Origin of the sequence: Massilia oculi, from assembly GCF_017582745.1 — a bacterium.
Taxonomy (GTDB): domain Bacteria; phylum Pseudomonadota; class Gammaproteobacteria; order Burkholderiales; family Burkholderiaceae_D; genus Telluria; species Telluria oculi_A.
Map to the genome: position 1 here is coordinate 24977 of NZ_JAFVIM010000007.1, position 22700 is coordinate 47676.

Below are 22700 nucleotides of genomic sequence, written 5' to 3' on the forward strand. Positions count from 1 at the left end.
GCTGCACTGCAGCAGAGGGGACCGCATGTTACCAGTTGGCGCCCGCAGGCGTGTCGCGGCCCTGCTACTTCTTGACCACCAGCTGCGACGGCAGGCTGGCGAGATACGCGCCGAGATCGGCCATGTCCTGGTTCGACAACGGCTGCACCAGGCCGGCCATGATCGGGTTGACGCGGCCGTTGGCGCCCGCCCCGCGCTTGTAGGCGCGCAGCGCATGCGTGAGATAGTCGGCATGCTGGCCGGCCAGCTTCGGATAGGTCGGATCGATCGGCTTGTTGAAGTCGGCGCCGTGGCAGGAAGCGCAGTTGTATTTCTGGGCCAGGGCTTCGCCGCGCTTGACGTCGTTGGCGGAAGCGCCGAGCGAGATGGCGCCAAGCACCAGCAGGAGCATCGTGTTCTTCATGGCGGTCCTCATCGCTTGGCGGTCGTCTGGACCGACGTTTGCTGGGAGTAGTAAGCAGCCACGTCGGCGATGTCCTGGTCGCTCATCGAGCGCGCGATGCCGGTCATGGAAGGATGCTTGCGGTCGCCCTTGCGATAGGCCTTGAGTGCGGATTCGATGTACTTGGCCGACTGGCCGCCGATCATCGGCACGCGGTACACCTCGGGGAATGCCGTCTTGTAGCCGCCGGGGATGGCGTGGCAGCCGATGCACATCTCGATCTTGGCGGTGGCCGCCTGGGGATTACCGACCACTTCCGCGGCGGAGGCGCTGCCGGCGGCGCCGGCAAGGAGCGCCAGCGCCAGTGGTACCAGAGTTTTTTTCATGGGCGTCTCGTTAGTTATATTTCGAAAACCGCAACCGCACAAAAACTTAGCAAAGGCTTACCAACGGGCCGATTCTATCTGAAGACTTGACACCAGTCTACAAACCGGCGTCCGGCGCCGGGCCGGCCGCCGGCGTGAATTTCTGTCATATACTCGGTCTACCTTCTTCGATTTCCCCGTTACCCGCCATGCATGCTTCTCCCCGCTTCGAAGGCAGCGACAACTACGTCGCCACTCCCGACCTGAAACTGGCCGTCAACGCCGCGCTCACGCTGGGCCGTCCGCTCCTGATCAAGGGCGAGCCGGGCACCGGCAAGACCATGCTGGCCGAAGAGGTAGCAAGCGCGCTGAACATGCCGCTGCTGCAGTGGCACGTGAAGTCGACCACCAAGGCCCAGCAGGGCCTGTACGAATACGACGCCGTCTCGCGCCTGCGCGATTCGCAACTGGGCGACGAGCGCGTGCGCGACATCCAGAACTACATCGTCAAGGGCGTGCTGTGGCAGGCGTTCACGTCGCCCGAGCCGGTCGTGCTGCTGATCGACGAAGTCGACAAGGCCGACATCGAGTTCCCCAACGACCTGCTGCGTGAGCTCGACCGCATGGAGTTCTACGTCTACGAGACGCGCGAGATGGTGGTGGCCAGACACCGCCCGCTGGTGATCATCACCTCCAACAACGAGAAGGAACTGCCCGACGCCTTCCTGCGCCGCTGCTTCTTCCATTACATCCAGTTCCCCGACCGCGAGACGATGGCCGACATCGTGGGCGTGCACTTCCCGACGCTCAAGCAAGACCTGCTGGCGGCCGCGCTGCAAAGCTTTTATGTGTTGCGCGACGTCCCCGGCATCAAGAAGAAGCCGTCGACCTCGGAATTCCTCGACTGGCTCAAGCTGCTGCTGGCGGAAGACGTGCCGGCCGAAGCGCTGCGCGCGGAGGACGCGGCGCCGCCGCTGCACGGCGCGCTGCTCAAGAACGAACAGGACGTCGCCCTGTTCGACCGCCTGATGGCCATGGCGAGGAACCGGCGATGATCACCGTCGCACCCATTACCCTGGAGTTGAACGGCGTGCGCCTGGAGCCGCTGGCGTCGCACCATGCCGACGGCTTGCGCGCGGCGGCCAGCGACGGCGAGCTGTGGAACCTGGTCGTGACCAGCGTGCCGGCGCCGCAGGACGCCGGCGCCTATATCGACACCGCACTCGGCATGTCCAACCGCCGGGCCTGGGCCGTGGTCGATGCCGCCAGCGGCGCCGTCATCGGCAGCACCAGCTACCACGACATCGTGCCCGACGTCGACCGGGTCGAGATCGGCTACACCTGGTATGCCAAACGCGCGCAGCGCAGCCACGTCAACACCAGCTGCAAGCTGATGCTGATGCGGCACGCCTTCGACACGCTCGGCTGCGCCGTGGTGGGCCTGCGCACCGATGGCGAGAACTTCGCCTCGCAGGCGGCCATCGAGCGCCTCGGCGCGCACAAGGATGGCGTGCTGCGCCATCACGCCGCGCGCCGCAACGGGCAGCCGCGCGATACCGTCATGTACAGCATCCTGCGCGACGAATGGCCGCGCGTGAAGGCGCACCTGGAGGCGCGTCTGGCGCATCACGCCGGGAGCTAGACCATGCTGATCGACTTCTTCCGCGCCCTGCGCGAGGCCAAGGTCCCGGTCTCGATCCGCGAATTCCTGACCCTGCTCGAAGCCCTGCAGCGCCAGGTGATCCTGCCCTCGCTCGACGAGTTCTATTACCTCGCGCGCCTGACGCTGGTGAAGGATGAAGCCCACTTCGACAAGTTCGATCGCGTGTTCGGCCTCTGGTTCAAGGGTGTCGACGCGGTATTCGACGAGAAGGCGGAGATCCCCTTGGAATGGCTGATCAAGCGCTTCGAGCGCGAACTGACGCCGGAACAGAAGGCGCAGCTGGAAAAATTCGGCTACGAGAAGCTGCAGCAGCGCCTGCAGGAACTGCTGAAAGAGCAGAAGGAACGCCATGCCGGCGGCAGCAAGTGGATCGGCACCGGCGGCACCTCGCCCTTCGGCCACGGCGGCACCAACCCAGAGGGCATCCGCATCGGCGGCACGGGCCGCAACCGCAGCGCGGTCAAGGTATGGGAACAGCGCACCTTCCGCGACTACGACGACGAGCGCGAACTGGGCACGCGCAACCTGAAAGTCGCGCTGCGCCGCCTGCGCCGTTTCGCGCGGCAAGGCGCGGCCGACGAGCTGGCGCTGGACGACACCATCCGCGCCACCGCCAGCAATGCCGGCTGGCTCGACATCCGCATGCGGCCCGAGCGCAAGAACCGGATCAAGGTGGTGATGCTGCTCGACGTGGGCGGTTCGATGGACGACCACATCGAGCGCACCGAAGAGCTGTTCTCGGCCGCCAGCAGCGAGTTCAAGAACATGGAGTTCTACTACTTCCACAACTGCGTCTACGACTACCTGTGGAAGAACAACCGCCGCCGCCACAGCGAGCGCTTCCCGACCTGGGACGTGCTGCGCAAGTATCCGCCCGATACGCGGGTGATCTTCGTCGGCGACGCCACCATGAGCCCGTACGAGGTGATGGCGCCGGGCGGCTCGGTCGAGTACAACAACGAAGAGCCGGGCGCGGCCTGGCTGGCGCGCTTCGTGTCGACCTTTCCCAAGTTCGCCTGGCTCAATCCGGAGCCAGAGCATCTGTGGCAGTACCGGCAGTCGATTGCACTCATTCGCCAGATCATGAACAACCGCATGTTTCCGATCACGCTCGACGGGCTGGAACGGGCGATGCGCCTTCTCAGCAAGTAATTCCCCTCGACAATTAATGTCTTTACGCACTGTGTTAGTGCGGACACGGACGGCCGTGCTGGAATCGCTATGATCGAGCCACTCGCCCGCCGCTCGCCGTGCCTCAACACAAGGCGCGTGGACGGGCGAGCCAGGACAATCGTGCGTGCGCCATCCGCTTGTAGAATCCGCAAGCGTTGGGCGGCAAGCGCGCGCCATACAAGACACATAAGAATCGAGGGGAAATCGAATGCCAGACCTGCTGTCCTTGTTGACTAGTCTCGCGTGGCCACTGGCGATCGCGCTCGCCTGGCTGGCCGGCGAATTCGGCCAGCGCTGGACCGGCCTGCCGCGCATCAGCTTCTATGGCCTGGTCGGCTTCGCCCTCGGCAGCACCCAGATCGGCGCCCTGCCCGCCCCCGACATGGGGCCGGTCTCGCTGCTGGCCAACGTCGCCTTCGGCCTGATCCTGTTCGAACTAGGCAACCGCATCAACCTGCGCTGGCTGGTCAACAATCCCTGGATCGGCGTGGCCGGCCTGGTGGAGGCGGCGCTGACCTTCATCCTCGTCTATATCGTCGCCAGCGCCTTCGGCGTCGGCCGCCTGACCGCCCTCCTGATGGCCGCGCTGTCGATGGCGACCTCGCCCGCCACCGTGGTGCGGGTCGTCAACGAACAGAAAAGCTCGGGCCAGATGACGGAGCGGGTGCTGCACCTGTCGGCCCTGAACTGCGTGCTGTCGGTGTTCGCCTTCAATGCCATCATCGGCATCTGGCTGTTCCGCACCTATGACGCCGTCGGTGAAGCCCTGTGGCAAAGCCTGGTGATGCTGGCCGGCTCGATCCTGATCGGGACCATCTTCGGCGTGGTCACCCCAAGCCTGCTGCGCGCGATCGGCAACGTGCAGCAGGACGCCACCGTCGCCTTCGCCCTCGCGATCATCCTGCTGGTGGCCGTGTGCGACAGCGCCGGCCTGACGCCGGTGGTGGCGGCGCTGGCCTTCGGCCTGACGGTGCGCTACCGGCGCGTCGCCTTTACCCAGACCCAGCGCAACTTCGGCGCGCTGGGCGAAGTGCTGACCGTGCTGCTGTTCGTATATGCCGCCTCGACCCTCGACTGGCGCCTGGTGGCCGCCGGCGCCGCGCTCGCCATCAGCGTGGTGCTGGCGCGCATGTTCGCCAAGGTGGCGGGCGTGACGGCGTTCGCCCACCTGTCGGGCGTCACCTGGCGCAAGGGCGCGCTCACCGGTCTCGGGCTGGCGCCGCTGGCCGTGTTCGTGATCCTGCTGCTCGAGCACGCGCGCTATGCCGGCCTGAAAGTGGTCGAAGAACTGTATGCGATGGCGGCCGTGACGATGCTGCTCGAAGTCTTCGGCCCGATCATCATCCAGCGCGCGCTGATCTGGGCACGCGAAGCACCGGAGACGACCCATGCCGCTTGAAGCCTTCAACCCCTCGCAGCCGCTCACCTTCGGGGTCGAGCTGGAGCTGCAACTGGTCAGCCTGTCGGATTTCAACCTGACCGCGGCCAGCCCCGACCTGATGCACCTGTTGAAGCGCAAACCCTTCCCGGGCAACGTCACGCCCGAGATCACCGAGAGCATGATCGAGATTAACTCGAGCGTGCACACGGCCTACGCGCCGCTGCTGGCGGAACTGACCGAGATCCGCGACACCCTGGTGGCGGCAAGCGACGTGCTCAATATCGGCATCGCCGGCGGCGGCACGCATCCGTTCCAGCACTGGTCCGACCAGCGCATCTCGGCCAAGCCGCGCTACGAATACCTGTCGCAGCTGTACGGCTACCTGGCCAAGCAGTTCACGGTGTTCGGCCAGCACGTGCACATCGGCTGCGCCAACGGCGACGATGCGCTGTATCTGCTGCATGCATTGAACCGCTACCTGCCGCACTTCATCGCGCTGTCGGCGTCGTCGCCCTATGTGCAGGGCCACGACAGCCTGTTCGAATCGGCGCGCCTGAATTCGGTGTTCGCCTTCCCGATGAGCGGCCGCGCGCCGTTCACGCTGTCCTGGCAGGAGTTCACCGACGTCTACTTCGCCAAGATGGAACGCACCAACATCATCAAGAGCATGAAGGATTTTTACTGGGACCTGAGGCCCAAGCCGGAATACGGCACCATCGAGCTGCGCGTGTGCGACACGCCGCTGACGGTGGAGCGGGCGGCGGCGCTGGCCGGCTACCTGCAGGCGCTGTGCCGGCATCTGCTGGAGCGGAAAGAAGAAGCGCCGGTCGAGGACGATTACCTGGTCTACAACTACAACCGCTTCCAGGCCTGCCGCTTCGGCCTGGACGGCAGCATCACGCATCCGAAGACCTACGACAACGTGCCGATGCGCGACGACATCCTGGCGACGCTCGAACAAATGCTGCCGCATGCCGAGGCGCTGGGCAGCGTGGATGCCTTGAAGCACCTGGCGGCGGCGGTGCACGACGGCAGCGACGCCACCATCCTGCGCCGCCACGTGGAGCGCGAAGGCAGTGTCGAGGGCATGGTCAATGCGGCGATCGGGCACTTCCGCGGCAGCCGCACGAGCTGACAATTTTCCTTACATTCAGTATCCGAATTGCATGATAATGAAAAATTGCCTACCTGCAGTTTTTCATTATTCATGCCCATATGGTTAAACTGACCGCCACCCTGCTTCTGCTTCCCGCCCTGCTGTGTTCCAGCCCGCTGTCGACTGCGGCGCCATGGAGCGCGCCCGCCTCGACTATCCCCCTGCCGCGCGACCGCGCCTTCCCCGGCACCTTGCAGCTCGAGGTCGACGCCAGCGACACCGCGCAGCGGATCGTCCGCGTCAAGCAGCGCGTGCCGGTGCAGTCGGCGGGCCGCCTGACCCTGCTGTATCCGAAGTGGGACGGCGGCAGCCATGGCCCGACGATCCAGGTCCAGCGCCTGGCCGGCCTGGCGATCCAGGGCGGCGGGCAGCGCCTGGCGTGGCGCCGCGATCCCCTCGACGCACATGCCTTTCACGTGCAGGTGCCGGCGGGCGTGCGCGAGCTGACGCTGGAATTCCAGTACCTGGCGCCGCTCGGCCGCATGAGTCACATCGCCTCGGACATGATCAATCTGCAGTGGCAAAACGTGATCCTGTATCCGGCCGGCTGGTTTGCCAGCCGCATCCCGGTGGCGGCCTCGCTGACCCTGCCCAAGGGACTGGTGGCGGGCACCTCGCTGGTCGAGCAGGGCCGCGCCGGCTCGACCGTCACGTTCGCGCCCGTGCCGCTCGACCTGCTGCTCGACTCGCCGGTGCTGGCCGCGCCCCATGTGGAACAACGCACCGTGGCCGCCGGCCCGGTCCCGGTACGCGTGACCTATTTCGCCGGCGAGGCGGCGCAGCTTGCCGGCGCGGCGGCGATGGACGCGCCGCTGCACGCCATCGTCGAACAGACCGCCAGGGTATTCGGCAAGGCGCCCTTCCCCCACTTCGATTACCTGGTGCCGCTGACGGACCGGTTACCGGGACCGGGCGGCCTGGAACACATCCGCTCCGCCGAAGTCACGCTGCCGCCGGACTTCCTGGCCAACCGCGATGCCTCGGCCGCGGAAATCGATCTGTTTGCCCACGAATACATCCATGCCTGGAACGGCAAGTTCGCCCAGCCCGCCGACCATCGCACGCCCACGCCCAACGTGCCCATGCAAAGTACGCTGTTGTGGGTGTACGAGGGACAGTCCGAATTCTGGGGGCGGGTGATCGGCGCACGCTCGGGCCTCCGCGGTTTCCAGGACACCCTCGACGCGCTGGCCCTGGATGCGGCCGCGATGGCGAACCGTCCGGGCCGCGCCTGGAAGGCGCTCGGCGACAGCGCGCTCGATTCGATCACGATGCCGGGCGGCGTTGGGGTCAGCTGGACCGACTGGCAGCGCCGCAAGGATTATTATGCCGAAGGTGTGCTGCTATGGCTGGACATCGACGGCATCCTGCGCGAACGCAGCCAGGGCAAGCATGGGATGGACGACTTCGCCGCCAGGTTCTTTGCCGTACAGGGCAAGGCCAGCAAGGACTACACCTTCGACGGGGTCTGCGCCACCTTATCGAAGCTCGCGCCATTCGACTGGCGCGGCTATCTCGAGGGGCGCGTGCACGGCAACAGCGACGCCGGCCTGCTCGACGGCCTGGAACGCGCCGGTTACCGGCTGGTCTACAAACCGACGCCGAGCCGCTACGTCGAGCGCGCCCTGCAGGGCGAAGGGGTCCCCGACTTCAGTTACGGCCTCGGGATTGGCGTGAACGGCAAGGGCGTGGTGCGCTCGGTGGGCTGGAACAGCCCCGCCTTCAAGGCCGGGCTGGCGCCGGGCGCCACGCTGGTGGAGGTGGAAGGCGAGCCGTTCACCATGGAGCCCCTGGCCGCGGCGGTGTCGCGCCGCGATCCGGCCGGCATCGTGCTCACAGTGCAACTGGATGGGCAAAAGCGCGCGGTCACGATCGCCTACGATGGCGGCTTGCGCTATCCGGCCCTGGAACGCATTCCGGACCGGGCCGACGGCCTGAAGGGGCTGCTGCAGCCGCGTTAGTCGGCCAGCGGCGCGGTCTTGCCGGCCCAGCCGCCTTTCATGAAGCGCGCCAGCAAGGGCTGGCGCGTCGGCGCCGGCGGCGGCAACTTGGCGTCGACCACGACCGCCCACTGGTCAGCCAGCTGTTCGCAGGTAGCGCGCAGCACCGGATCGATGTTGGGCAGGCGCGACAGCGCACACAGGTGGCGCTCGATCACCGAGGCCAGCTTGACGCACGGCTGCTCGCCGTCGCCGCGCGTCGTGTAATTGGACATCAGGTGCAATAGCGAAGCGACCAGCAACGCGTCCTGGCTGCGCGGTTCCGACGGCGTCGTGTGGGCGGTGGAAATAGTCATGCAAGCGTCTCCCAAATGCGGTTGCGGTGCGCAACAGCCAAACGTGTGATGGAACGAGATTCGCAACGCAATGCGAATGATTCTCATTTCATTATTCACGCCTCACGCGGCGAAAGCAAGCGTTTTCGACAAGCGACTCACAGCTTGATTACAGGCAAGATTTAAAGCCGGGTTTCCCGCGCCGCGCGCAGGAATTCGTCGAGCACCGGCGTGCAATCGAGCAAGTCGACGCCGCCGGCGCGGTGGAATTCGGGGTGCCACTGCAGGCCCATGACGAAGTTGGCGCGCTGGTAGCGGATCGCCTCGATGATGCCGTCCGGCTCGGACATGGCCTCAATGCGGATGTCGCGCCCCAGATCCTTGACCGCCTGGTGGTGGATCGAATTGACCATCGCCCGCTCGACCTTGGGGAACATGCGGCCCAGCGACGAACCCTTGGGAAAGACGATGGCGTGGCGGTGCGCGTCGTAGATGTCGTGCACGTGGGCCAGGGCTTCGGGCATGTCGGTGGCGACATCCTGGTGCAGGGTGCCGCCGAAGGCGACGTTGATCAGCTGGCAACCGCGGCACACGCCCAGCACCGGTTTGCCGGCATCGACGAATTCGTGCAGCAGTTCGAGCTCGTAGACGTCGCGCGCGCGGTCGCCGCTCCATTCGGGCTTGGTGGGGGTTTCGGAATAGGTTTGCGGCGCCACGTCGGCCCCGCCCTGAAGCACCAGGCCGTCGAGGTGGCGCGCATAGTGGCGCAGGGTGATATTGCTGGGGTGTAGCAGGCCGTTGGTATTCACGGTGGGGATCATGAACACCAGCACGTCGCGCGACATCACCCACTGGGCGATCGATTCCTCGAGATACTGCAGGTTCTTGCTGAGCAGCCCCTTGGCGCCGGCGGCAGGGTGAAAGATGCGGGCCGAAACCCCGATATGCAGCGTGCGCTGCATGAAGTCGCGGTTGAAGCGTTCGCGCAGCGAGCGAAAACGCGAGGTGATGACCCGGCCGGCCAGGGCGACGGCATTGTCGCCATCGCGCAGGTAGCGGGCGGGGCCGCGCGACTGGCCGCCGCTGGCGCGGCGTTCGGGCACGCGCACGCGGGTCTCGCGGCGCTCGTCCACGTCCGCCGCGGGATCATCGTTGCGCTTGATTTGATCATCTTCAGCCATGGCTATTAATATAACTTCGCCACCGCTGCGCACAATATAAAGTTGTTACAAAACGTCGCGTTCCGCCTACACCGGAAGGTCGAGCAGCTTCTGGAAGGTCAGCATCCAGTGGCGGCCGGCGACCGGCGTCGTGAGCAGGCCGCGCGCCCCGGCGCGGCGCGCACGCACGCTATCGTAGTGAAAGGATTGCTCGACCAGGAACACCACCGGCGTGCGCTGGGCCCCGTCCTGCGACTTGATCGAGCTGCATACCTCATACGGTTCGATGCCGGCCGCCGCCGTATTGATCAGCACCAGCGCTACCTTCGTTTCGTCGCACAGGCGCACCGCCGCGCACCGGCTGTCGGTCCATTCCACCGGCACCCGACGCGGGCCGAGCACGCGCGCCACCTCGTTACGCAACTTGCATTCCTGGTCGACGATCAGGACGGCCCCATCGACGGGACCACGGCGCAGGCGCGTGTAGAATGCCGGCGTTTCGCAGTCCGGCGCCAGCCGCGGACGGCGGCGGCGCTCGGCCAGCACGCGCCGGACGGTGCGGGTGCTCTGCTGCACCAGCACCTGGACCCGGGTATCGAGCAGGTCGGCCAGGGCTTCATACAGTTGCAGGGGGTCGACCGGCCGCGCCAGGGTGCGCCAGGGTCCGGCGCCGGGGTTGCCGGGATTCCCCGGGTTGCCGATGACGAGCGCAGGCTGCAGCGATCCGGGCGGCAGGCAGCCGAGCCGGGTCAGCGCGGTCGGGCTGTCGCCGTTGGCGATATACAGATCCGGCTCTTGCAAACTGTCGTCGTGCAGGCAAGAATACGACGGCCCCACGCCCGGCGCGCGCGCCAGCAGGGCTTCGAGCCGCGCGCTTTCGCCAGGTGTGAACCCGATCAGGCGAACGGTAAACGGATAGCTGGATAAGTGCATCGGTAACGCCCCTCCCTGGCATTGCCGTGGTTATCCAGCTTAATCTAGCACAAACGTGCGAAGCGAAAAGCACGTCACAGCGCAAACTACTGTATATTTAAACAGTAAAAAAGCCTAACCTTTTCCTCCCGACAAGTTAGAATGCCGGAGCATTCGACAAACAATCTTCAAGATGGCCTCCAAGAAACCCGCTCCAGACTATAGCGAATCATCCATCCGCGTCCTCAAGGGACTCGAACCTGTGAAACAGCGCCCGGGCATGTACACCCGGACGGAGAATCCGCTCCACATCATCCAGGAAGTGATCGACAACGCCTCCGACGAAGCGCTGGGCGGTCACTGCAAGAACATCGGCGTGACCCTGAACCCGGACGGTTCGATCACGGTCGAGGACGACGGCCGCGGCATCCCGGTCGGCATCCACCCGGAAGAAGGCGTGTCCACGGTCGAGATCGTGTTCACCCGCCTGCACGCCGGCGGCAAGTTCGACAAGGGTTCGGGCGGCGCCTACGCCTTCTCGGGCGGCCTGCACGGGGTCGGCGTCTCGGTCACCAATGCGCTGTCGAAGCGCCTCGAGATCGAGGTGTGGCGCAAGGACGACCAGGGCAACGGCCAGCACCGCCTGGTGTTCGCCGACGGTGAAGTGATCGAGCCGCTCACGTCCAGCCCTGCCGAACGCGGCGGCAAGAAGAACGGCACCCGCGTCACCGCCTGGCCGGACGGTAAGTATTTCGATTCCCCGAACATCCCGCTGGGCGACCTGCAGCGCCTGCTGCGCTCGAAGGCGGTGCTGCTGCCGGGCGTGACCGTCACGCTCACCAACGCAAAAACCGGCGACGTCCAGACCTGGCGCTACGACGAAGGCCTGCGCGGCTACCTGAACGAGGCGCTGGCCCAGAGCTCGAACGGCGAGACCCTGATCCCGCTGTTCGAAGGCGCGCAGTTTGCCGCCGCCGGTGACGACAGCTTCGCCGAAGGCGAAGGCGCCGACTGGGTCGTGGCCTGGACCGAGGAAGGCGGCGTAGTGCGCGAGTCCTACGTCAACCTGATCCCGACCGTGAGCGGCGGCACCCACGAAGCCGGCCTGCGCGACGGCCTGTTCGGCGCGGTGAAGAACTTCGTCGAGCTGCACGGCCTGCTGCCGAAAGGCGTCAAGCTGCTGCCCGAAGACGTGTTCGCGCGCGTCTCGTTCGTGCTGTCGGCCAAGGTGCTGGACCCGCAATTCCAGGGCCAGACCAAGGAACGCCTGAACTCGCGCGACGCGCTCAAGCTGGTGTCGACGTTTACCAAACCGCCGCTCGAACTGTGGCTGAACCAGCACGTCGAATACGGCAAGAAGCTGGCCGAACTGGTCATCAAGCAGGCCCAGTCGCGCCTGCGTTCGCTGCAAAAAGTCGAGAAGAAGAAATCGTCCGGCGTGGCGGTGTTGCCGGGCAAGCTGACCGATTGCGAATCGACCGACATCACGCGCAACGAGCTGTTCCTGGTCGAGGGCGACTCGGCAGGCGGCTCGGCGAAGATGGGCCGCGACAAGGAATTCCAGGCCATCCTGCCGCTGCGCGGCAAGGTGCTCAACTCGTGGGAGACCGACCGCGATCGCCTGTTCGCCAACAACGAGATCCACGATATCTCGGTGGCGATCGGCGTCGATCCGCACGGACCGAACGATTCGCCCGACCTCTCCAGCCTGCGCTACGGGAAGATCTGCATCCTGTCCGATGCGGACGTCGACGGTTCGCACATCCAGGTGCTGCTGCTGACGCTGTTCTTCAAGCACTTCCCTGCCCTGTTCCGCAACGGGAACATCTGCATCGCGCGTCCGCCCCTGTACCGCGTCGACGTGCCGGCGCGCGGCAAGAAGCCGATCCAGAAGCTGTACGCGCTGGACGACGGCGAGCTGCTGGCGATCGAGGACAAGCTGAAGAAGGAAGGCCTGAAGGAAGGCGTGTGGAGCATCTCGCGCTTCAAGGGCCTGGGCGAGATGAACGCCGAGCAGCTGTGGGAAACCACCATGAACCCGGACACCCGTCGCCTGCTGCCGGTCTCGTTCGGCCAGTACGACGTGGCCGAGTCGGCATCGCGCTTCAATATGCTGATGGGCAAAGGCGAAGCCGCGGCGCGCCGGGCCTGGATCGAGGAACACGGGAACGAGACCGAGGCGGATATCTAATCCGCGCTACTCGCGAGCAACCGAACAGACATCATGACGAATCAAGCAAGCCTCTTTGAGCAACAACACGAGCCCTCGGACGTCGAGACGCTCACCCTGTCCACCTTCGCCGAGCGCGCCTACCTCGACTACGCCGTCTCGGTGGTCAAGGGCCGTGCGCTGCCGGACGTGTCGGACGGCCAGAAGCCGGTCCAGCGCCGCATCCTGTACGCGATGAACGAACTGGGCCTGGGCCCGACCGCCAAGCCGCGCAAGTCGGCCGCGGTGGTCGGCGACGTGCTCGGTAAACTGCACCCGCACGGCGACCAGTCGGTGTACGACGCGCTGGTGCGCATGGCGCAGGACTTTTCGCTGCGCTACCCGCTGATCGACGGCCAGGGCAACTTCGGCTCGCGCGACGGCGACGGCGCCGCGGCGATGCGATATACCGAAGCCCGCCTGACCCCGATCTCGCGCCTGTTGATGGACGAGATCGACATGGGCACGGTCGACTCGCAACCGAACTACGACGGTTCGACTACCGAACCGCGTACGCTGCCGGCGCGCCTGCCGATGGTGCTGCTCAACGGCGCCTCGGGCATCGCGGTCGGCCTGGCCACCGAGATCCCGTCGCACAATCTGCGCGAGGTCGCGGCGGCGGCGGTGGCGATGATCCGCAATCCCAAGATCACCCACGCCGAGCTGATGACCCACATCCCCGGCCCGGACTTCCCGGGCGGCGGCCAGATCATCACCCCGGCATCGCAGATCGCCGACATGTACGCGGTTGGCCGCGGCTCGATGAAGGTGCGCGCGCGCTGGAAGATCGAAGAGCTGGCGCGCGGCCAGTGGCAGGCTGTGGTCCATGAACTGCCGCCGGGCTGCTCGTCGCAGCGCGTGCTGGAAGAAATCGAAGAACTGACCAATCCGAAGGTCAAGGCCGGCAAGAAAGCACTGCTGCCGGAACAGCTGGCGCTGAAGAACACGATCCTGGGCGCGCTCGACGCGGTGCGCGACGAATCGGGCCGCGACGCCCCGGTGCGCCTGGTGTTCGAGCCGAAGTCGAAGAACGTCGACCAGGGCGAGTTCATGCTGATGCTGCTGGCGCATACCTCGCTCGAGAGCTCGGCGCCGATCAATCTGGTGATGATCGGCGGCGACGGCCGTCCGCGCCAGAAGGGTCTCACGGCGATCCTGCAGGAGTGGATCGACTATCGCTTCGTGACGGTCCGCCGCCGCACCGAATTCAAGCTGGGCAAGGTCAACGACCGCATCCACATCCTGGAAGGCCGCGAGACGGTCCTGCTGAACATCGACAAGGTGATCGCCATCATCCGCAATTCGGATGAACCGAAGGCGGCGCTGATCGAAGAATTCCGCCTGAGCGAACGCCAGGCCGAGGACATCCTCGAGATCCGCCTGCGCCAGCTGGCGCGCCTGGAAGCGATCAAGATCCAGCAGGAGCTGGCCGAACTGCGCAACGAGAAAGAGAAGCTCGAGGACATCCTCGAGAATCCGTCGTCGATGAAGCGCCTGATCATCCGCGAAATCGAAGCGGACGCCAAGCAGTACGGCGACGACCGCCGCACCATCATCGAGGAAGCGCAGCGCGCGGTGGCCGAGCAGAAGGTCATCGACGAGCCGGTGACCGTGATCGTGTCGGAAAAAGGCTGGGTGCGCGCGCGTACCGGCATCGGACACGATCCGGCGCAGTTCACCTTCAAGGCCGGCGACTCGCTGTACAAGGCCTTCGAGTGCCGCACGGTGGATCATCTGCTGGGCATTGGCGACAACGGCAAGGTGTATTCGGTGCCGGTGAATGCGCTGCCTGGGTCGCGTGGCGATGGTGTGCCGATTACCACCCTGGTCGATTTGTCGGGCGGTGTGCGGATCCTGCATTACTTCGCGGGCAATCCGGAGACGCGCCTGTTGATCTCGACTTCCGATGCGTTCGGGTTCATCACCAAGGCCGGGGATATGGTCAGCCGCCTGAAGGGTGGCAAGTCGTTCATTACCCTGAACGAAGGTGCGGCGCCGCTGCCGCCGCGGGTCGTTACCGACACTGCCGGCGCGGTTGCCTGCCTGTCGGAGAAGGGCCGCGTGCTGGTGTTCGGCATCGACGAGATGAAGGTGCTGACCAATGGCGGTCGCGGTGTGATCCTGATGGAGCTGGAGCCGAAGGAGAAGATGCTGGCGGCGCAGCCGATCACGCAAAAGGGCGTGAATGTGGTTGGCACCTGGTCGGGTGACAAGGCGCGGACGGTGGAACTGTTTGCGTCGGGGCTGGAGCCGCACTTTGGCAAGCGAGCGCGCAAGGGCAAGGCGTTGTCGGCGAGGTTGAAGGCGCAGGATTTGGCGATGCGGGCGGCTGAAGGGAGTTAATCCTTTTTACGTGCAATGATTAGAAAAACGCCAGCTTCATTGCTGGCGTTTTTCATTTCAACTTACCTATCAGCAGCGGCTAGTTGAATGCACGAATGAGCATTGGCTCAGGCTGCGAACCAAATAAATGCTCCTGTCCGCGATATCGAAGCGCCATGCCGGCGCCAGGGTTCCCCGGCCTTGCCAGGCACGAAAGACGGCGTCGAGGATGTCGAACACATTCTTGTCCTGGAATATCCGGCTATCCCGCCCGTGTTCCAGGAACGCGCACCATGGCTGCAGCACCAGGGTGTAGCGCGCCATTCCGCCATTCGCGCCATTGATGTCGACCGAGGTCAGGTGACCATGAAAATACCTTGGCCCGCTGCTGGTCGTCTCCAGCTCGAGCAGCGCAGGCTGTCCAAGCAATCGCCGCAGGGACAGGCCAGCATCCTCGGACAAGGCGCTGATCGTGAACGCATAGTTTTCACCAAGCGCCTCTTCCCCACGCACGCATTCAGCCAGCAACACATCCGATCCCAAGGGCGTGTGCAATCGCAGCAGCCTGCGCGATTGCGTAAAGTGCTGAAACAGCGACTGGGCCTTTGCGAGCATGGTAGTTCCTGGAGGAATCGGACACCTCATTGGATACCCACTCCGAAACCGATGACTTGCGCTGCCGCATGCCTTCCACCAAAACGCCGTTCTCGCAACACCAAAGGAAAAAGCCCCAAAACCTTCATCCGGCTTTGGGGCTCGATGCGCCCGAAGGCGCAGTGTCAACTCAGGTGCTTAGTTGCGGGCAGCTGCCTTGTGCACGTCGGCTTGCGCTTCAGCACGCACCTGCTCGGTCTTGGCTGCGGCGGTTGCCTTGTCGGCTGCCGCATCGACTTGTGCCTTCAGCACTTTTTCGTCAGCCTTGATCATTTTCTTCTCGGCTTTCAGATTGGCATCAGCCACTTTCTCTTCAGCCTTGGCCATCGCCTTGGCACGGTCTTCCGGATCGGCCTTGGCCACTTTCGCAGCTGCGTCGGTGTGCGACTCGACCAGGTTGGCGTGGGCCTTCGACTTGGTCTCGGCGGCCTTGGCCATGGTTTTGTTCACTTTCTCGTCCGCTTTGACGGCGGTCTTGATTTCTTTCTGCTCTGCCTTGATGACATCTTTCTTGGCATTGGCTTCCGCCTTGACGATGCGGTTATCAGCCGCGGTCGTGGCCGGTGCGGTGGTTTGGGCGTGAGCAGCGGTAGCCATCAGGCCGGCGATGAGGGTAGCGATCAGTTTGTTCATGATGTGTTTCCTTTCTGGTAGGTCTCTGCACAGATCGGGATGCCTGTGCAGTCGTTGTTGTTCTTCAGTGATTCCAGAATAGGCTTATCGCAGCGCCGGGTCTGTTAGACAGCCCACAGTCAAATTGTCAGAGTTGTAAGCAAAGATTACCGCTGAACAGGACCTGCATACAGATCGATGATGTCGCCGATGCCGTCCTGGCACACCTGGCAGAACGTGTCGCTGCGGTCGAACATCAGGCATTGCATCGCCGGCCGGTAGTAACCGCTGGCCTCGTAGTTGGCGCCTTCGAAGGCGCCGATCGTGTGCCGGTGCGGCTGCTGCGCGAACAATGCGTTGGTGCGCTTCAGGTCTTCATGGAACAAGGCGCTCATCTCGGATTCCGGACGATTCCCGGCGCGCAGCGCGGCGCGCTTCTTCTGGTAGGCGCGCGACTCTTCCTCATACTGAACCTTGGGCCATGGCGTCGGCAGCGGCGTGCCGTCCTTCACGTGGCGCTTCCATTTGAGCTTGGCCGGGTCGCGCAGCGCGGTGACGTTCGGCTCCCACGGTTCCATGCGGCCGCTGGCCGACTGATAGGCCACGGGCGAGGTGTAGTACTCGTCGGCCAGGCCGGCGAAGTGGTGGCCGAATTCGTGCACGAACAGATAGTCGGCCCAGTCGTTGCCCGCCGCCGCGGTGCTGAACTGGCCAAAGATGCCGCCCCCGCCATAGGTTTCGTTGTTCACCAGGATCTCGATGAATTCATACGGCGCGTGCTGGGCGATGTCGCGCAGCGCGCGGTTGTCGAGCGTGAGCACGTAGCGTTCGCTGCCGAAGATGTCGTAGCGCGTACCCAGCGCGGACGAATTGTGCACGCCGGTCGAGGGCCGGGTGATGCCCGATTTCTCGGTCGGCACCGCCATCGCCCACACATTGAAATCCCCGGCGCGCTCGCGGAACGGCGACACCGTGAACAGGTGCTTCGTCAGGCGGCGCGCATCCTGCTCGAACTTCTTCATGTCCTTCTGCGTGTAGCCGTCGCCCAGGATCAGGAGGTCGACCTTGTCGGGCGAAGGTCCGCTGGAGTGGATCGCGATCGGCTTCGCCGGGGCCGGCGGCTGGCGCCGGATGACGTCCTGCGCATTCGGATCGACCTCGATGCTCCAGGCCACCGAGAACTGGTTGCGCTCGTCGCGCTTGAGGATGCGCACCCGCACCGCTTGCTCGAACTGCGGAAAGCGCACCGATTCCTGGAACGAGCGGCTGATGCGGTTCGCTTCCTCGGTCGTGCGCCATTCGCCGAACACGGTCGAGAAACCGCGCGAGTACAGCAGATCGCCGGTCTTGGCATCGACCACCTCCACGCGGTTCTGGCCACGATTGGTATCGTCGAGATTGCGCGCCATGCTGCCCGGCCAGGGCAGCGGTTCGATCACCACGCGCTCGATCGCGTATTGGTCGGAGAGTGCGTTGCCGCTGTGGGTGTAGTCGAGACGCACGGTGGCCGGCTGGGCAGCCTGCACCGCCGGCAAGAACGTCACGCCCAGCAGAAGGGCAAAACACTGGATCAGGAGACTGCGCATCACGATTCCTCGGCAATAAGAAGATCGCGCTATTCTAAGCTCATCGATATTGATAGAGCGGCCTTTGCACCACGATCGGCCGGATGTCGAGCCGCACGTTATAGACCGAATAGGCTTCGCTGAACGCCGACTGGTAGCCGACGCTCTCGCCCACGCGACTGAGCTTGAACTCGAAGCCCAGGTCGGGCCGTTCGGCATTGGGGCTGTCCAGCGACAGGCCGATCGCGTCGACCTGGTCGCTGTCGATCAGCTTGGCCATCAGGTCGACCACCGTGCCGTTGCCGAGGATGTCGGCCGAGAACAGCGGGCCGCGCCAGTACGGTTTCTTGGCGTCGACCTTGCCGTGCGCCTTCTCGGGCGCCGGCGTGAAGGTCTTGGTGGCCAGGTTGAAGCGGTCGCCATTGTCGAGGTAACTCAGGCGCCCGTTGGCGAGATTGAAGCTGCCGTCGCGGGTGGCCGCCTCGCTCAGGTCGACCAGCAGCGCGCCGCGGTAGCCGATCACTTCGACGTCGCGCTTCGGCCCCACCACCATCGCCGTGTTCTCGTCGATCCCCAGGCCGATCTTGTAGCCCTTGGCCAGCATGGCCGGCAGCATGCGCGCGAAGCGCCCGCGCACCAGCAGGTGCTGGTCGATGAAGACGTCGTCGCCGATGAAGCCCAGGCCGCGCGTGATCTGGCGGCCGTCGTCGACGCCATGCTGGAGGGTGGACAGGATCGAGCGCGGGTGGCCGAACATCGTGCTGCTCATGATGGCGGCGCCGGCGCTGGAGCCGGCGATCACGCCGCCGCGCCGGTACATGTCCCACAGGGCGTCGAGCACCTGCGTGTTGCTGCCGTCGGGCCGGCGCAGGACGCCCGTGATGCGGCCCTGGTCGCCGCCCGAGAAATAGGCGCCGCCGGCCGTGCGCACGGCCTCGGCCAGCTTGGGATCGTCGGCCGCGGCGCGCCCGTCGGCGCCGTCCAGGCGCTCGGCGACCGGGACGAAGAAGGCGTCGGCGCCATAGCGGTTCAGGCGCTCCACGAGATAACTGCCGGCACGTTCGGGACTCGCCGAGGCAGAGGCGAACACGGCTATGCGAGCGCCCTTGCCGCCCGCGAGCTGGACGATGCGTTCCCACACGGCATCATTATCGGCGCGCAGGGCGCCGCCGATGATGACGAGCGAGCCTTTCGGCGGGACAGGTTCTTTGTCGGCGGCATGGCTGGCACTACTCGCCAGCAATGCCAACGCGAGAATGGCATGGACGACGATCTGGAGCATAAGACTTCCTCTGATGAGCCATCAGCGTAAGCCTGATTCCAGATTCACGTCGCCATGTTGAGTCCGCTCAGGACAAATAGATGTTGGGAAAATACCGTTCCATCAATGTTTCTGGATACAACGGCACGGTGAAACCGAAGCGCTCGTACAAGCCGTGCGAGTCCTTGGTGGCCAGGGTGAAGCGGCGCAGTTTCTGCAGGCTGGGGTGGGCCAGCACCACGCCGATCAACTGCTTGCCGTAGCCATGGCCCCGGTATTCCGGTACGACGAACACGTCCACCAGGTTGGCAAAGGTGGCATAGTCGGTAATCACGCGCGCGAACGCGATCTGGCGGCCGTCGAGGTACCCGCCGAAGCACAGCGAATTCTCGATGGCGCGCTCGACGATCGGACGGGAAATGCCCACGGCCCAGGTCGACTGCTCACTGAGGAAGCGGTAGATCATCGGGATGTCGAGCCGGGACTGGTCGGTACTGACCTGGAAGCTGGAATCGTTCGTAATCATTGGGCTTGCAAAGCTGGCAAAAAAACCATTCTAGCGCCGATTGGTCCCCGCATCCGCTTCGATTGGGGTCGTCCGGTGGCTTTTTTTCGCATGCTTTCCCTGCGTAATCTGCCCACCGGATGGCATGGCGGCGACGCGGTTTATAATCGCTGGATCCCCAACCGGAATTCCACCATGACCGAACAATTCTCCAAAAAAGCCGAAGCCTGGTCGGCCCGCTTCTCCGAACCCGTGTCCGATCTCGTCAAGCGCTACACCGCGTCGGTGTTCTTCGACAAACGCCTGGCGCAATACGACATCCAGGGCTCGCTGGCGCACGCCGAGATGCTGGCGGCCCAGGGCATCATCAGCGAGCACGATCGTGCCGAGATCGAACGCGGCATGGCCCAGATCCGGTCCGAGATCGACGCCGGCAGCTTCGAATGGCTGCTCGACCTGGAAGACGTGCACCTGAACATCGAGAAGCGCCTGACCGAACTGGTCGGCGACGCCGGCAAGCGCCTGCACACCGGCCGCTCGCGCAACGACCAGGTGGCCACCGACATCCGCCTGTACGTGCGCGCCGCCATCGACGACATCCTGGCCCTGCTGAACGGTCTGCGCGGCGCCCTGACGGATCTCGCGGAACGCCACGCGGATACCATCATGCCGGGCTTCACCCACCTGCAGGTGGCGCAGCCGATCACCTTCGGCCACCACATGCTGGCCTATGTCGAGATGTTTGGCCGCGACGCCGAGCGCATGCAGGATGCGCGCCGCCGCGTCAACCGCCTGCCGCTGGGCGCCGCCGCCCTGGCCGGCACCACCTTCCCGATCGACCGCCTGCGCGTGGCCAGGACCCTGGGCTTCGACGACGTCTGCCACAACTCGCTGGATGCCGTGTCCGACCGCGACTTCGCGATCGAATTCACCGCCGCCGCCTCGATCCTGATGATGCACGTCTCGCGCTTCTCGGAAGAGCTGGTGATGTGGATCAGCCCGCGCATCGGCTTCATCGACATCGCCGACCGCTTCTGCACCGGCTCGTCGATCATGCCGCAAAAGAAAAACCCGGACGTGCCGGAACTGGCGCGCGGCAAGACCGGCCGTGTCTACGGTCACCTGACCGGCCTCTTGACCCTGATGAAAGGACAGCCGCTGGCCTACAACAAGGACAACCAGGAAGACAAGGAACCGCTGTTCGACACGATCGACACCGTGACCGACACGCTGCGCATCTTCACCGACATGGCGTCTGGCATCACGGTCAAGGCCGAGAACATGCGCTCCGCGGCGCTGCAGGGCTATGCCACCGCGACCGACCTGGCCGACTACCTCGTCAAGAAAGGCCTGCCGTTCCGCGACGCCCACGAAGCCGTGGCGCATGCGGTGCGCGCCTGCGACCAGGCGGGCTGCGACCTGTCCGAGATGTCGCTCGAAACGCTGCAGGGCTTCTCGCCGCTGATCGGTCAGGACGTGTTCGAGGTGCTGACCCTCGAGGGTTCGGTGGCGGCGCGCGACCACGTGGGCGGCACCGCGCCGAACCAGGTGCGCGCGGCTATCATGCGCGTGCGCCAGCAGCTGGCAGAGTAAGCTCTAGCTTTCCGGCGGGCCAGCGCCTCAAGCGCCCTGGCCCGCTTTTCATTTCCACCATCGATTAACGACTCAATGACTGCCCTTCCCGCACGCGACTACACCGCCTTCCTGTTCGACATGGATGGCACCATCCTCACCTCGATCATCGCCGCCGAGCGCGTCTGGGCCGCCTGGGCACGCAGCCATGGCCTGGACGTCGACGTCTTCCTGCCGACCATCCACGGCAAGCGCAGCATCGACACGGTGCGCGGCGTCGGCCTGCCCGATATCGACGTGGAAGCCGAGGCGCAGCGCATCACGCTGGCCGAGATCGAAGACGTGGAAGGCATCGAGGCGATCGCCGGCGTGGCGGCTTTCCTCGCCACCCTGCCGGCCGACCGCTGGGCCATCGTGACCTCGGCCCCGCGTGCGCTGGCCGAGGCGCGCATCGCCGCGGCCGGGCTGCCGACGCCGCCGGTGATGGTGGCCGCCGAAGACGTCCAGCGCGGCAAGCCGGCGCCGGATCCCTTCCTGCTGGGCGCCGAAAAACTGGGCATGCGCCCGCAGGACTGCCTGGTGTTCGAGGACACGCTGGCCGGCCTTCAATCGGCCGAGGCGGCCGGGATGGACAGCATCGTCGTCACCGCCACCCACCACGAGCCGCTCGAGACCAAGGTCACCGGCGTACCGGACTACGACGACCTGCGCGCCATCCGCACGCCGGAAGGCCTGCTGCGGCTGCAGCGCACGCGCTCCTGAATCGTGCTCCTGCATGATGCTGAACGTGATCCCATGACGATAACAACGGGATTGTGGAGAAGGATCATGCAGCGCTACGCCAACCTGAGCGGCCATTCCGGCGTCGTCGCCTATGAACTCGCGGCGGATTCGATCACGGTGAAGTTCACGGGCGGCGATCGCTACCTGTACACCGCGGACAGCACCGGCGTCGAGCACATCGCAAGGATGCGCGAACTGGCCACGGCGGGCCAGGGCCTGTCGACCTACATCAGCCAGCATGTGCGCGAACGTTACGCGCGCAAGCTGGGTTAATGCCGGGCGCTAGACGTCGCGTTTCGGATAAGGCGTCCCGTCCTTGTGCAGATAGGCGTTGGACGCCTGCTCGTAGCGCATGTCGATGTCGGCGTAGGTCACCACGTCGGCCTTGTCGCGCGAGCCGATCACGAGAAACACGCCCGGCCCCCAGTTGCGGTTGACCAGCTGGTGGCCATTGGAACGCCCGGCCGGGAAGGCGGCGTGGTCACCGGCACGCATGACGGTCTCACCCTCGTCCGTGACGAGCACGAGCTCCCCCGAGATGATTGTGACGAATTCGTCCTCGTGCGAGTGCCAGTGGCGCTGCGACGATGCGGCGCCAGGCTGCAGCTCGACCAGGTTGACGCCGAACTGCGTCAGGCCGCCTGAATCGCCCAACGCCTGGCGCGTGCGGCCGTCCACCGCCTCATGGAACGGCGCCGGATAGCCGGTTCCGCTCAACACCGGAATACTGCTCAGATCGAGTCTCGACAT

22 protein-coding genes are annotated in these 22700 nt (G+C 65.0%); 11 read left to right on the top strand and 11 right to left on the bottom strand.

The genetic code is table 11. From position 1 onward, the window contains the following. Positions 1-64: 64 nt before the first annotated feature. Positions 65-403, bottom strand: coding sequence for a c-type cytochrome (locus J3U95_RS10315; protein ID WP_208278525.1), 339 nt, complete (start codon positions 401-403; stop codon positions 65-67). Positions 404-411: 8 nt separating this feature from the next. Beyond that, a complete protein-coding gene (locus tag J3U95_RS10320) occupies positions 412-768 on the bottom strand; it encodes a c-type cytochrome (protein ID WP_208278526.1) in 357 nt (118 codons plus the stop codon). A gap of 188 nt (positions 769-956) precedes the next feature. Here J3U95_RS10320 and J3U95_RS10325 point away from each other — a divergent pair, with 188 nt between their 5' ends. From J3U95_RS10325 to J3U95_RS10350, 6 genes are all read left to right on the top strand, one after another. Then, positions 957-1802 (top strand): AAA family ATPase, encoded by an 846-nt coding sequence (locus tag J3U95_RS10325; RefSeq protein ID WP_208278527.1) that lies wholly within the window; start codon positions 957-959, stop codon positions 1800-1802. Next, positions 1799-2389 carry a GNAT family N-acetyltransferase gene (locus J3U95_RS10330; RefSeq protein WP_208278528.1) on the top strand — a complete coding sequence of 197 codons (591 nt, stop codon included), beginning with the start codon at positions 1799-1801 and terminating at the stop codon, positions 2387-2389. Before J3U95_RS10325 ends, J3U95_RS10330 begins: the two co-directional genes overlap by 4 nt. 3 nt (positions 2390-2392) lie before the next feature. Continuing rightward, positions 2393-3562: a vWA domain-containing protein gene (locus tag J3U95_RS10335; protein WP_208278529.1), complete on the top strand. Its 1170-nt coding sequence runs from the start codon at positions 2393-2395 to the stop codon at positions 3560-3562. A gap of 229 nt (positions 3563-3791) precedes the next feature. After that, positions 3792-4982 (top strand): cation:proton antiporter, encoded by a 1191-nt coding sequence (locus J3U95_RS10340; RefSeq protein WP_208278530.1) that lies wholly within the window; start codon positions 3792-3794, stop codon positions 4980-4982. Beyond that, positions 4972-6099 carry a YbdK family carboxylate-amine ligase gene (locus tag J3U95_RS10345; RefSeq protein WP_208278531.1) on the top strand — a complete coding sequence of 376 codons (1128 nt, stop codon included), beginning with the start codon at positions 4972-4974 and terminating at the stop codon, positions 6097-6099. The genes J3U95_RS10340 and J3U95_RS10345 overlap by 11 nt, the downstream gene beginning before the upstream one ends. 80 nt (positions 6100-6179) lie before the next feature. Beyond that, the gene (locus J3U95_RS10350; protein WP_208278532.1) at positions 6180-8081 is read left to right on the top strand and encodes a M61 family metallopeptidase; all 1902 of its coding nucleotides are present in this window, start codon (positions 6180-6182) and stop codon (positions 8079-8081) included. Here the strand turns inward: J3U95_RS10350 and J3U95_RS10355 are convergent. From J3U95_RS10355 to J3U95_RS10365, 3 genes are all read right to left on the bottom strand, one after another. Further along, on the bottom strand, positions 8078-8416 hold the full coding sequence (locus J3U95_RS10355; RefSeq protein ID WP_208278533.1) for a hypothetical protein: 339 nt from the start codon (positions 8414-8416) through the stop codon (positions 8078-8080). The genes J3U95_RS10350 and J3U95_RS10355 overlap by 4 nt on opposite strands. A gap of 161 nt (positions 8417-8577) precedes the next feature. Further along, on the bottom strand, positions 8578-9576 hold the full coding sequence (locus tag J3U95_RS10360) for a gamma-glutamyl-gamma-aminobutyrate hydrolase family protein (RefSeq protein ID WP_208278534.1): 999 nt from the start codon (positions 9574-9576) through the stop codon (positions 8578-8580). Positions 9577-9642: 66 nt separating this feature from the next. Further along, positions 9643-10488 (bottom strand): response regulator, encoded by an 846-nt coding sequence (locus J3U95_RS10365; RefSeq protein WP_208278535.1) that lies wholly within the window; start codon positions 10486-10488, stop codon positions 9643-9645. A gap of 172 nt (positions 10489-10660) precedes the next feature. Between J3U95_RS10365 and J3U95_RS10370 the strand changes: the two genes are divergently transcribed. Then, positions 10661-12658 carry a DNA topoisomerase IV subunit B gene (locus J3U95_RS10370; RefSeq protein WP_208278536.1) on the top strand — a complete coding sequence of 666 codons (1998 nt, stop codon included), beginning with the start codon at positions 10661-10663 and terminating at the stop codon, positions 12656-12658. A gap of 33 nt (positions 12659-12691) precedes the next feature. Further along, entirely contained in the window at positions 12692-15019 is a 2328-nt protein-coding gene (parC, locus tag J3U95_RS10375) for a DNA topoisomerase IV subunit A (RefSeq protein WP_208278537.1), read from the top strand. 69 nt (positions 15020-15088) lie between these two features. Here parC and J3U95_RS10380 read toward each other — a convergent pair whose 3' ends face one another. From J3U95_RS10380 to J3U95_RS10400, 5 genes are all read right to left on the bottom strand, one after another. Further along, positions 15089-15613 carry a contractile injection system protein, VgrG/Pvc8 family gene (locus J3U95_RS10380; protein WP_229519761.1) on the bottom strand — a complete coding sequence of 175 codons (525 nt, stop codon included), beginning with the start codon at positions 15611-15613 and terminating at the stop codon, positions 15089-15091. A gap of 177 nt (positions 15614-15790) precedes the next feature. After that, entirely contained in the window at positions 15791-16285 is a 495-nt protein-coding gene (locus J3U95_RS10385) for a hypothetical protein (protein ID WP_208278538.1), read from the bottom strand. 146 nt (positions 16286-16431) lie between these two features. Beyond that, positions 16432-17850, bottom strand: a complete 1419-nt coding sequence (locus J3U95_RS10390) for an IgA Peptidase M64 (protein ID WP_208278539.1) — start codon at positions 17848-17850, stop codon at positions 16432-16434. Between the two features lie 40 nt (positions 17851-17890). Continuing rightward, a complete protein-coding gene (locus tag J3U95_RS10395) occupies positions 17891-19111 on the bottom strand; it encodes a cyanophycinase (protein ID WP_208278540.1) in 1221 nt (406 codons plus the stop codon). A gap of 67 nt (positions 19112-19178) precedes the next feature. Beyond that, positions 19179-19616 carry a GNAT family N-acetyltransferase gene (locus J3U95_RS10400; RefSeq protein WP_208278541.1) on the bottom strand — a complete coding sequence of 146 codons (438 nt, stop codon included), beginning with the start codon at positions 19614-19616 and terminating at the stop codon, positions 19179-19181. Between the two features lie 174 nt (positions 19617-19790). Between J3U95_RS10400 and argH the strand changes: the two genes are divergently transcribed. The 3 genes from argH to J3U95_RS10415 all read left to right on the top strand — a co-directional run bounded on the left by argH (position 19791) and on the right by J3U95_RS10415 (position 22223). After that, complete coding sequence (argH, locus tag J3U95_RS10405) at positions 19791-21188, top strand: argininosuccinate lyase (RefSeq protein ID WP_208278542.1); 1398 nt, start codon at positions 19791-19793, stop codon at positions 21186-21188. A 75-nt stretch (positions 21189-21263) separates the two neighbouring features. Next, on the top strand, positions 21264-21929 hold the full coding sequence (locus tag J3U95_RS10410; protein ID WP_208278543.1) for an HAD-IA family hydrolase: 666 nt from the start codon (positions 21264-21266) through the stop codon (positions 21927-21929). A gap of 66 nt (positions 21930-21995) precedes the next feature. Continuing rightward, positions 21996-22223: a hypothetical protein gene (locus J3U95_RS10415; RefSeq protein WP_208278544.1), complete on the top strand. Its 228-nt coding sequence runs from the start codon at positions 21996-21998 to the stop codon at positions 22221-22223. A 9-nt stretch (positions 22224-22232) separates the two neighbouring features. On the opposite strand, the gene J3U95_RS10420 is transcribed toward J3U95_RS10415, so the two are convergent. Continuing rightward, positions 22233-22700 carry a cupin domain-containing protein gene (locus J3U95_RS10420; protein ID WP_208278545.1) on the bottom strand — a complete coding sequence of 156 codons (468 nt, stop codon included), beginning with the start codon at positions 22698-22700 and terminating at the stop codon, positions 22233-22235.

Bases quoted from the DNA above. Each gene is read 5' to 3' on its own strand.
- J3U95_RS10390 (WP_208278539.1), bottom strand. From the start codon at position 17,850: ATGCGCAGTCTCCTGATCCAGTGTTTTGCCCTTCTGCTGGGCGTGACG.
- J3U95_RS10355 (WP_208278533.1), bottom strand. From the start codon at position 8,416: ATGACTATTTCCACCGCCCACACGACGCCGTCGGAACCGCGCAGCCAG.
- J3U95_RS10385 (WP_208278538.1), bottom strand. From the start codon at position 16,285: ATGAACAAACTGATCGCTACCCTCATCGCCGGCCTGATGGCTACCGCT.
- J3U95_RS10365 (WP_208278535.1), bottom strand. From the start codon at position 10,488: ATGCACTTATCCAGCTATCCGTTTACCGTTCGCCTGATCGGGTTCACA.
- parC (WP_208278537.1), top strand. From the start codon at position 12,692: ATGACGAATCAAGCAAGCCTCTTTGAGCAACAACACGAGCCCTCGGAC.
- J3U95_RS10370 (WP_208278536.1), top strand. From the start codon at position 10,661: ATGGCCTCCAAGAAACCCGCTCCAGACTATAGCGAATCATCCATCCGC.
- J3U95_RS10315 (WP_208278525.1), bottom strand. From the start codon at position 403: ATGAAGAACACGATGCTCCTGCTGGTGCTTGGCGCCATCTCGCTCGGC.
- argH (WP_208278542.1), top strand. From the start codon at position 19,791: ATGACCGAACAATTCTCCAAAAAAGCCGAAGCCTGGTCGGCCCGCTTC.
- J3U95_RS10340 (WP_208278530.1), top strand. From the start codon at position 3,792: ATGCCAGACCTGCTGTCCTTGTTGACTAGTCTCGCGTGGCCACTGGCG.
- J3U95_RS10330 (WP_208278528.1), top strand. From the start codon at position 1,799: ATGATCACCGTCGCACCCATTACCCTGGAGTTGAACGGCGTGCGCCTG.
- J3U95_RS10360 (WP_208278534.1), bottom strand. From the start codon at position 9,576: ATGGCTGAAGATGATCAAATCAAGCGCAACGATGATCCCGCGGCGGAC.
- J3U95_RS10410 (WP_208278543.1), top strand. From the start codon at position 21,264: ATGACTGCCCTTCCCGCACGCGACTACACCGCCTTCCTGTTCGACATG.
- J3U95_RS10320 (WP_208278526.1), bottom strand. From the start codon at position 768: ATGAAAAAAACTCTGGTACCACTGGCGCTGGCGCTCCTTGCCGGCGCC.
- J3U95_RS10335 (WP_208278529.1), top strand. From the start codon at position 2,393: ATGCTGATCGACTTCTTCCGCGCCCTGCGCGAGGCCAAGGTCCCGGTC.
- J3U95_RS10415 (WP_208278544.1), top strand. From the start codon at position 21,996: ATGCAGCGCTACGCCAACCTGAGCGGCCATTCCGGCGTCGTCGCCTAT.
- J3U95_RS10380 (WP_229519761.1), bottom strand. From the start codon at position 15,613: ATGCTCGCAAAGGCCCAGTCGCTGTTTCAGCACTTTACGCAATCGCGC.
- J3U95_RS10400 (WP_208278541.1), bottom strand. From the start codon at position 19,616: ATGATTACGAACGATTCCAGCTTCCAGGTCAGTACCGACCAGTCCCGG.
- J3U95_RS10350 (WP_208278532.1), top strand. From the start codon at position 6,180: ATGGTTAAACTGACCGCCACCCTGCTTCTGCTTCCCGCCCTGCTGTGT.
- J3U95_RS10420 (WP_208278545.1), bottom strand. From the start codon at position 22,700: ATGTCGAGACTCGATCTGAGCAGTATTCCGGTGTTGAGCGGAACCGGC.
- J3U95_RS10395 (WP_208278540.1), bottom strand. From the start codon at position 19,111: ATGCTCCAGATCGTCGTCCATGCCATTCTCGCGTTGGCATTGCTGGCG.
- J3U95_RS10345 (WP_208278531.1), top strand. From the start codon at position 4,972: ATGCCGCTTGAAGCCTTCAACCCCTCGCAGCCGCTCACCTTCGGGGTC.
- J3U95_RS10325 (WP_208278527.1), top strand. From the start codon at position 957: ATGCATGCTTCTCCCCGCTTCGAAGGCAGCGACAACTACGTCGCCACT.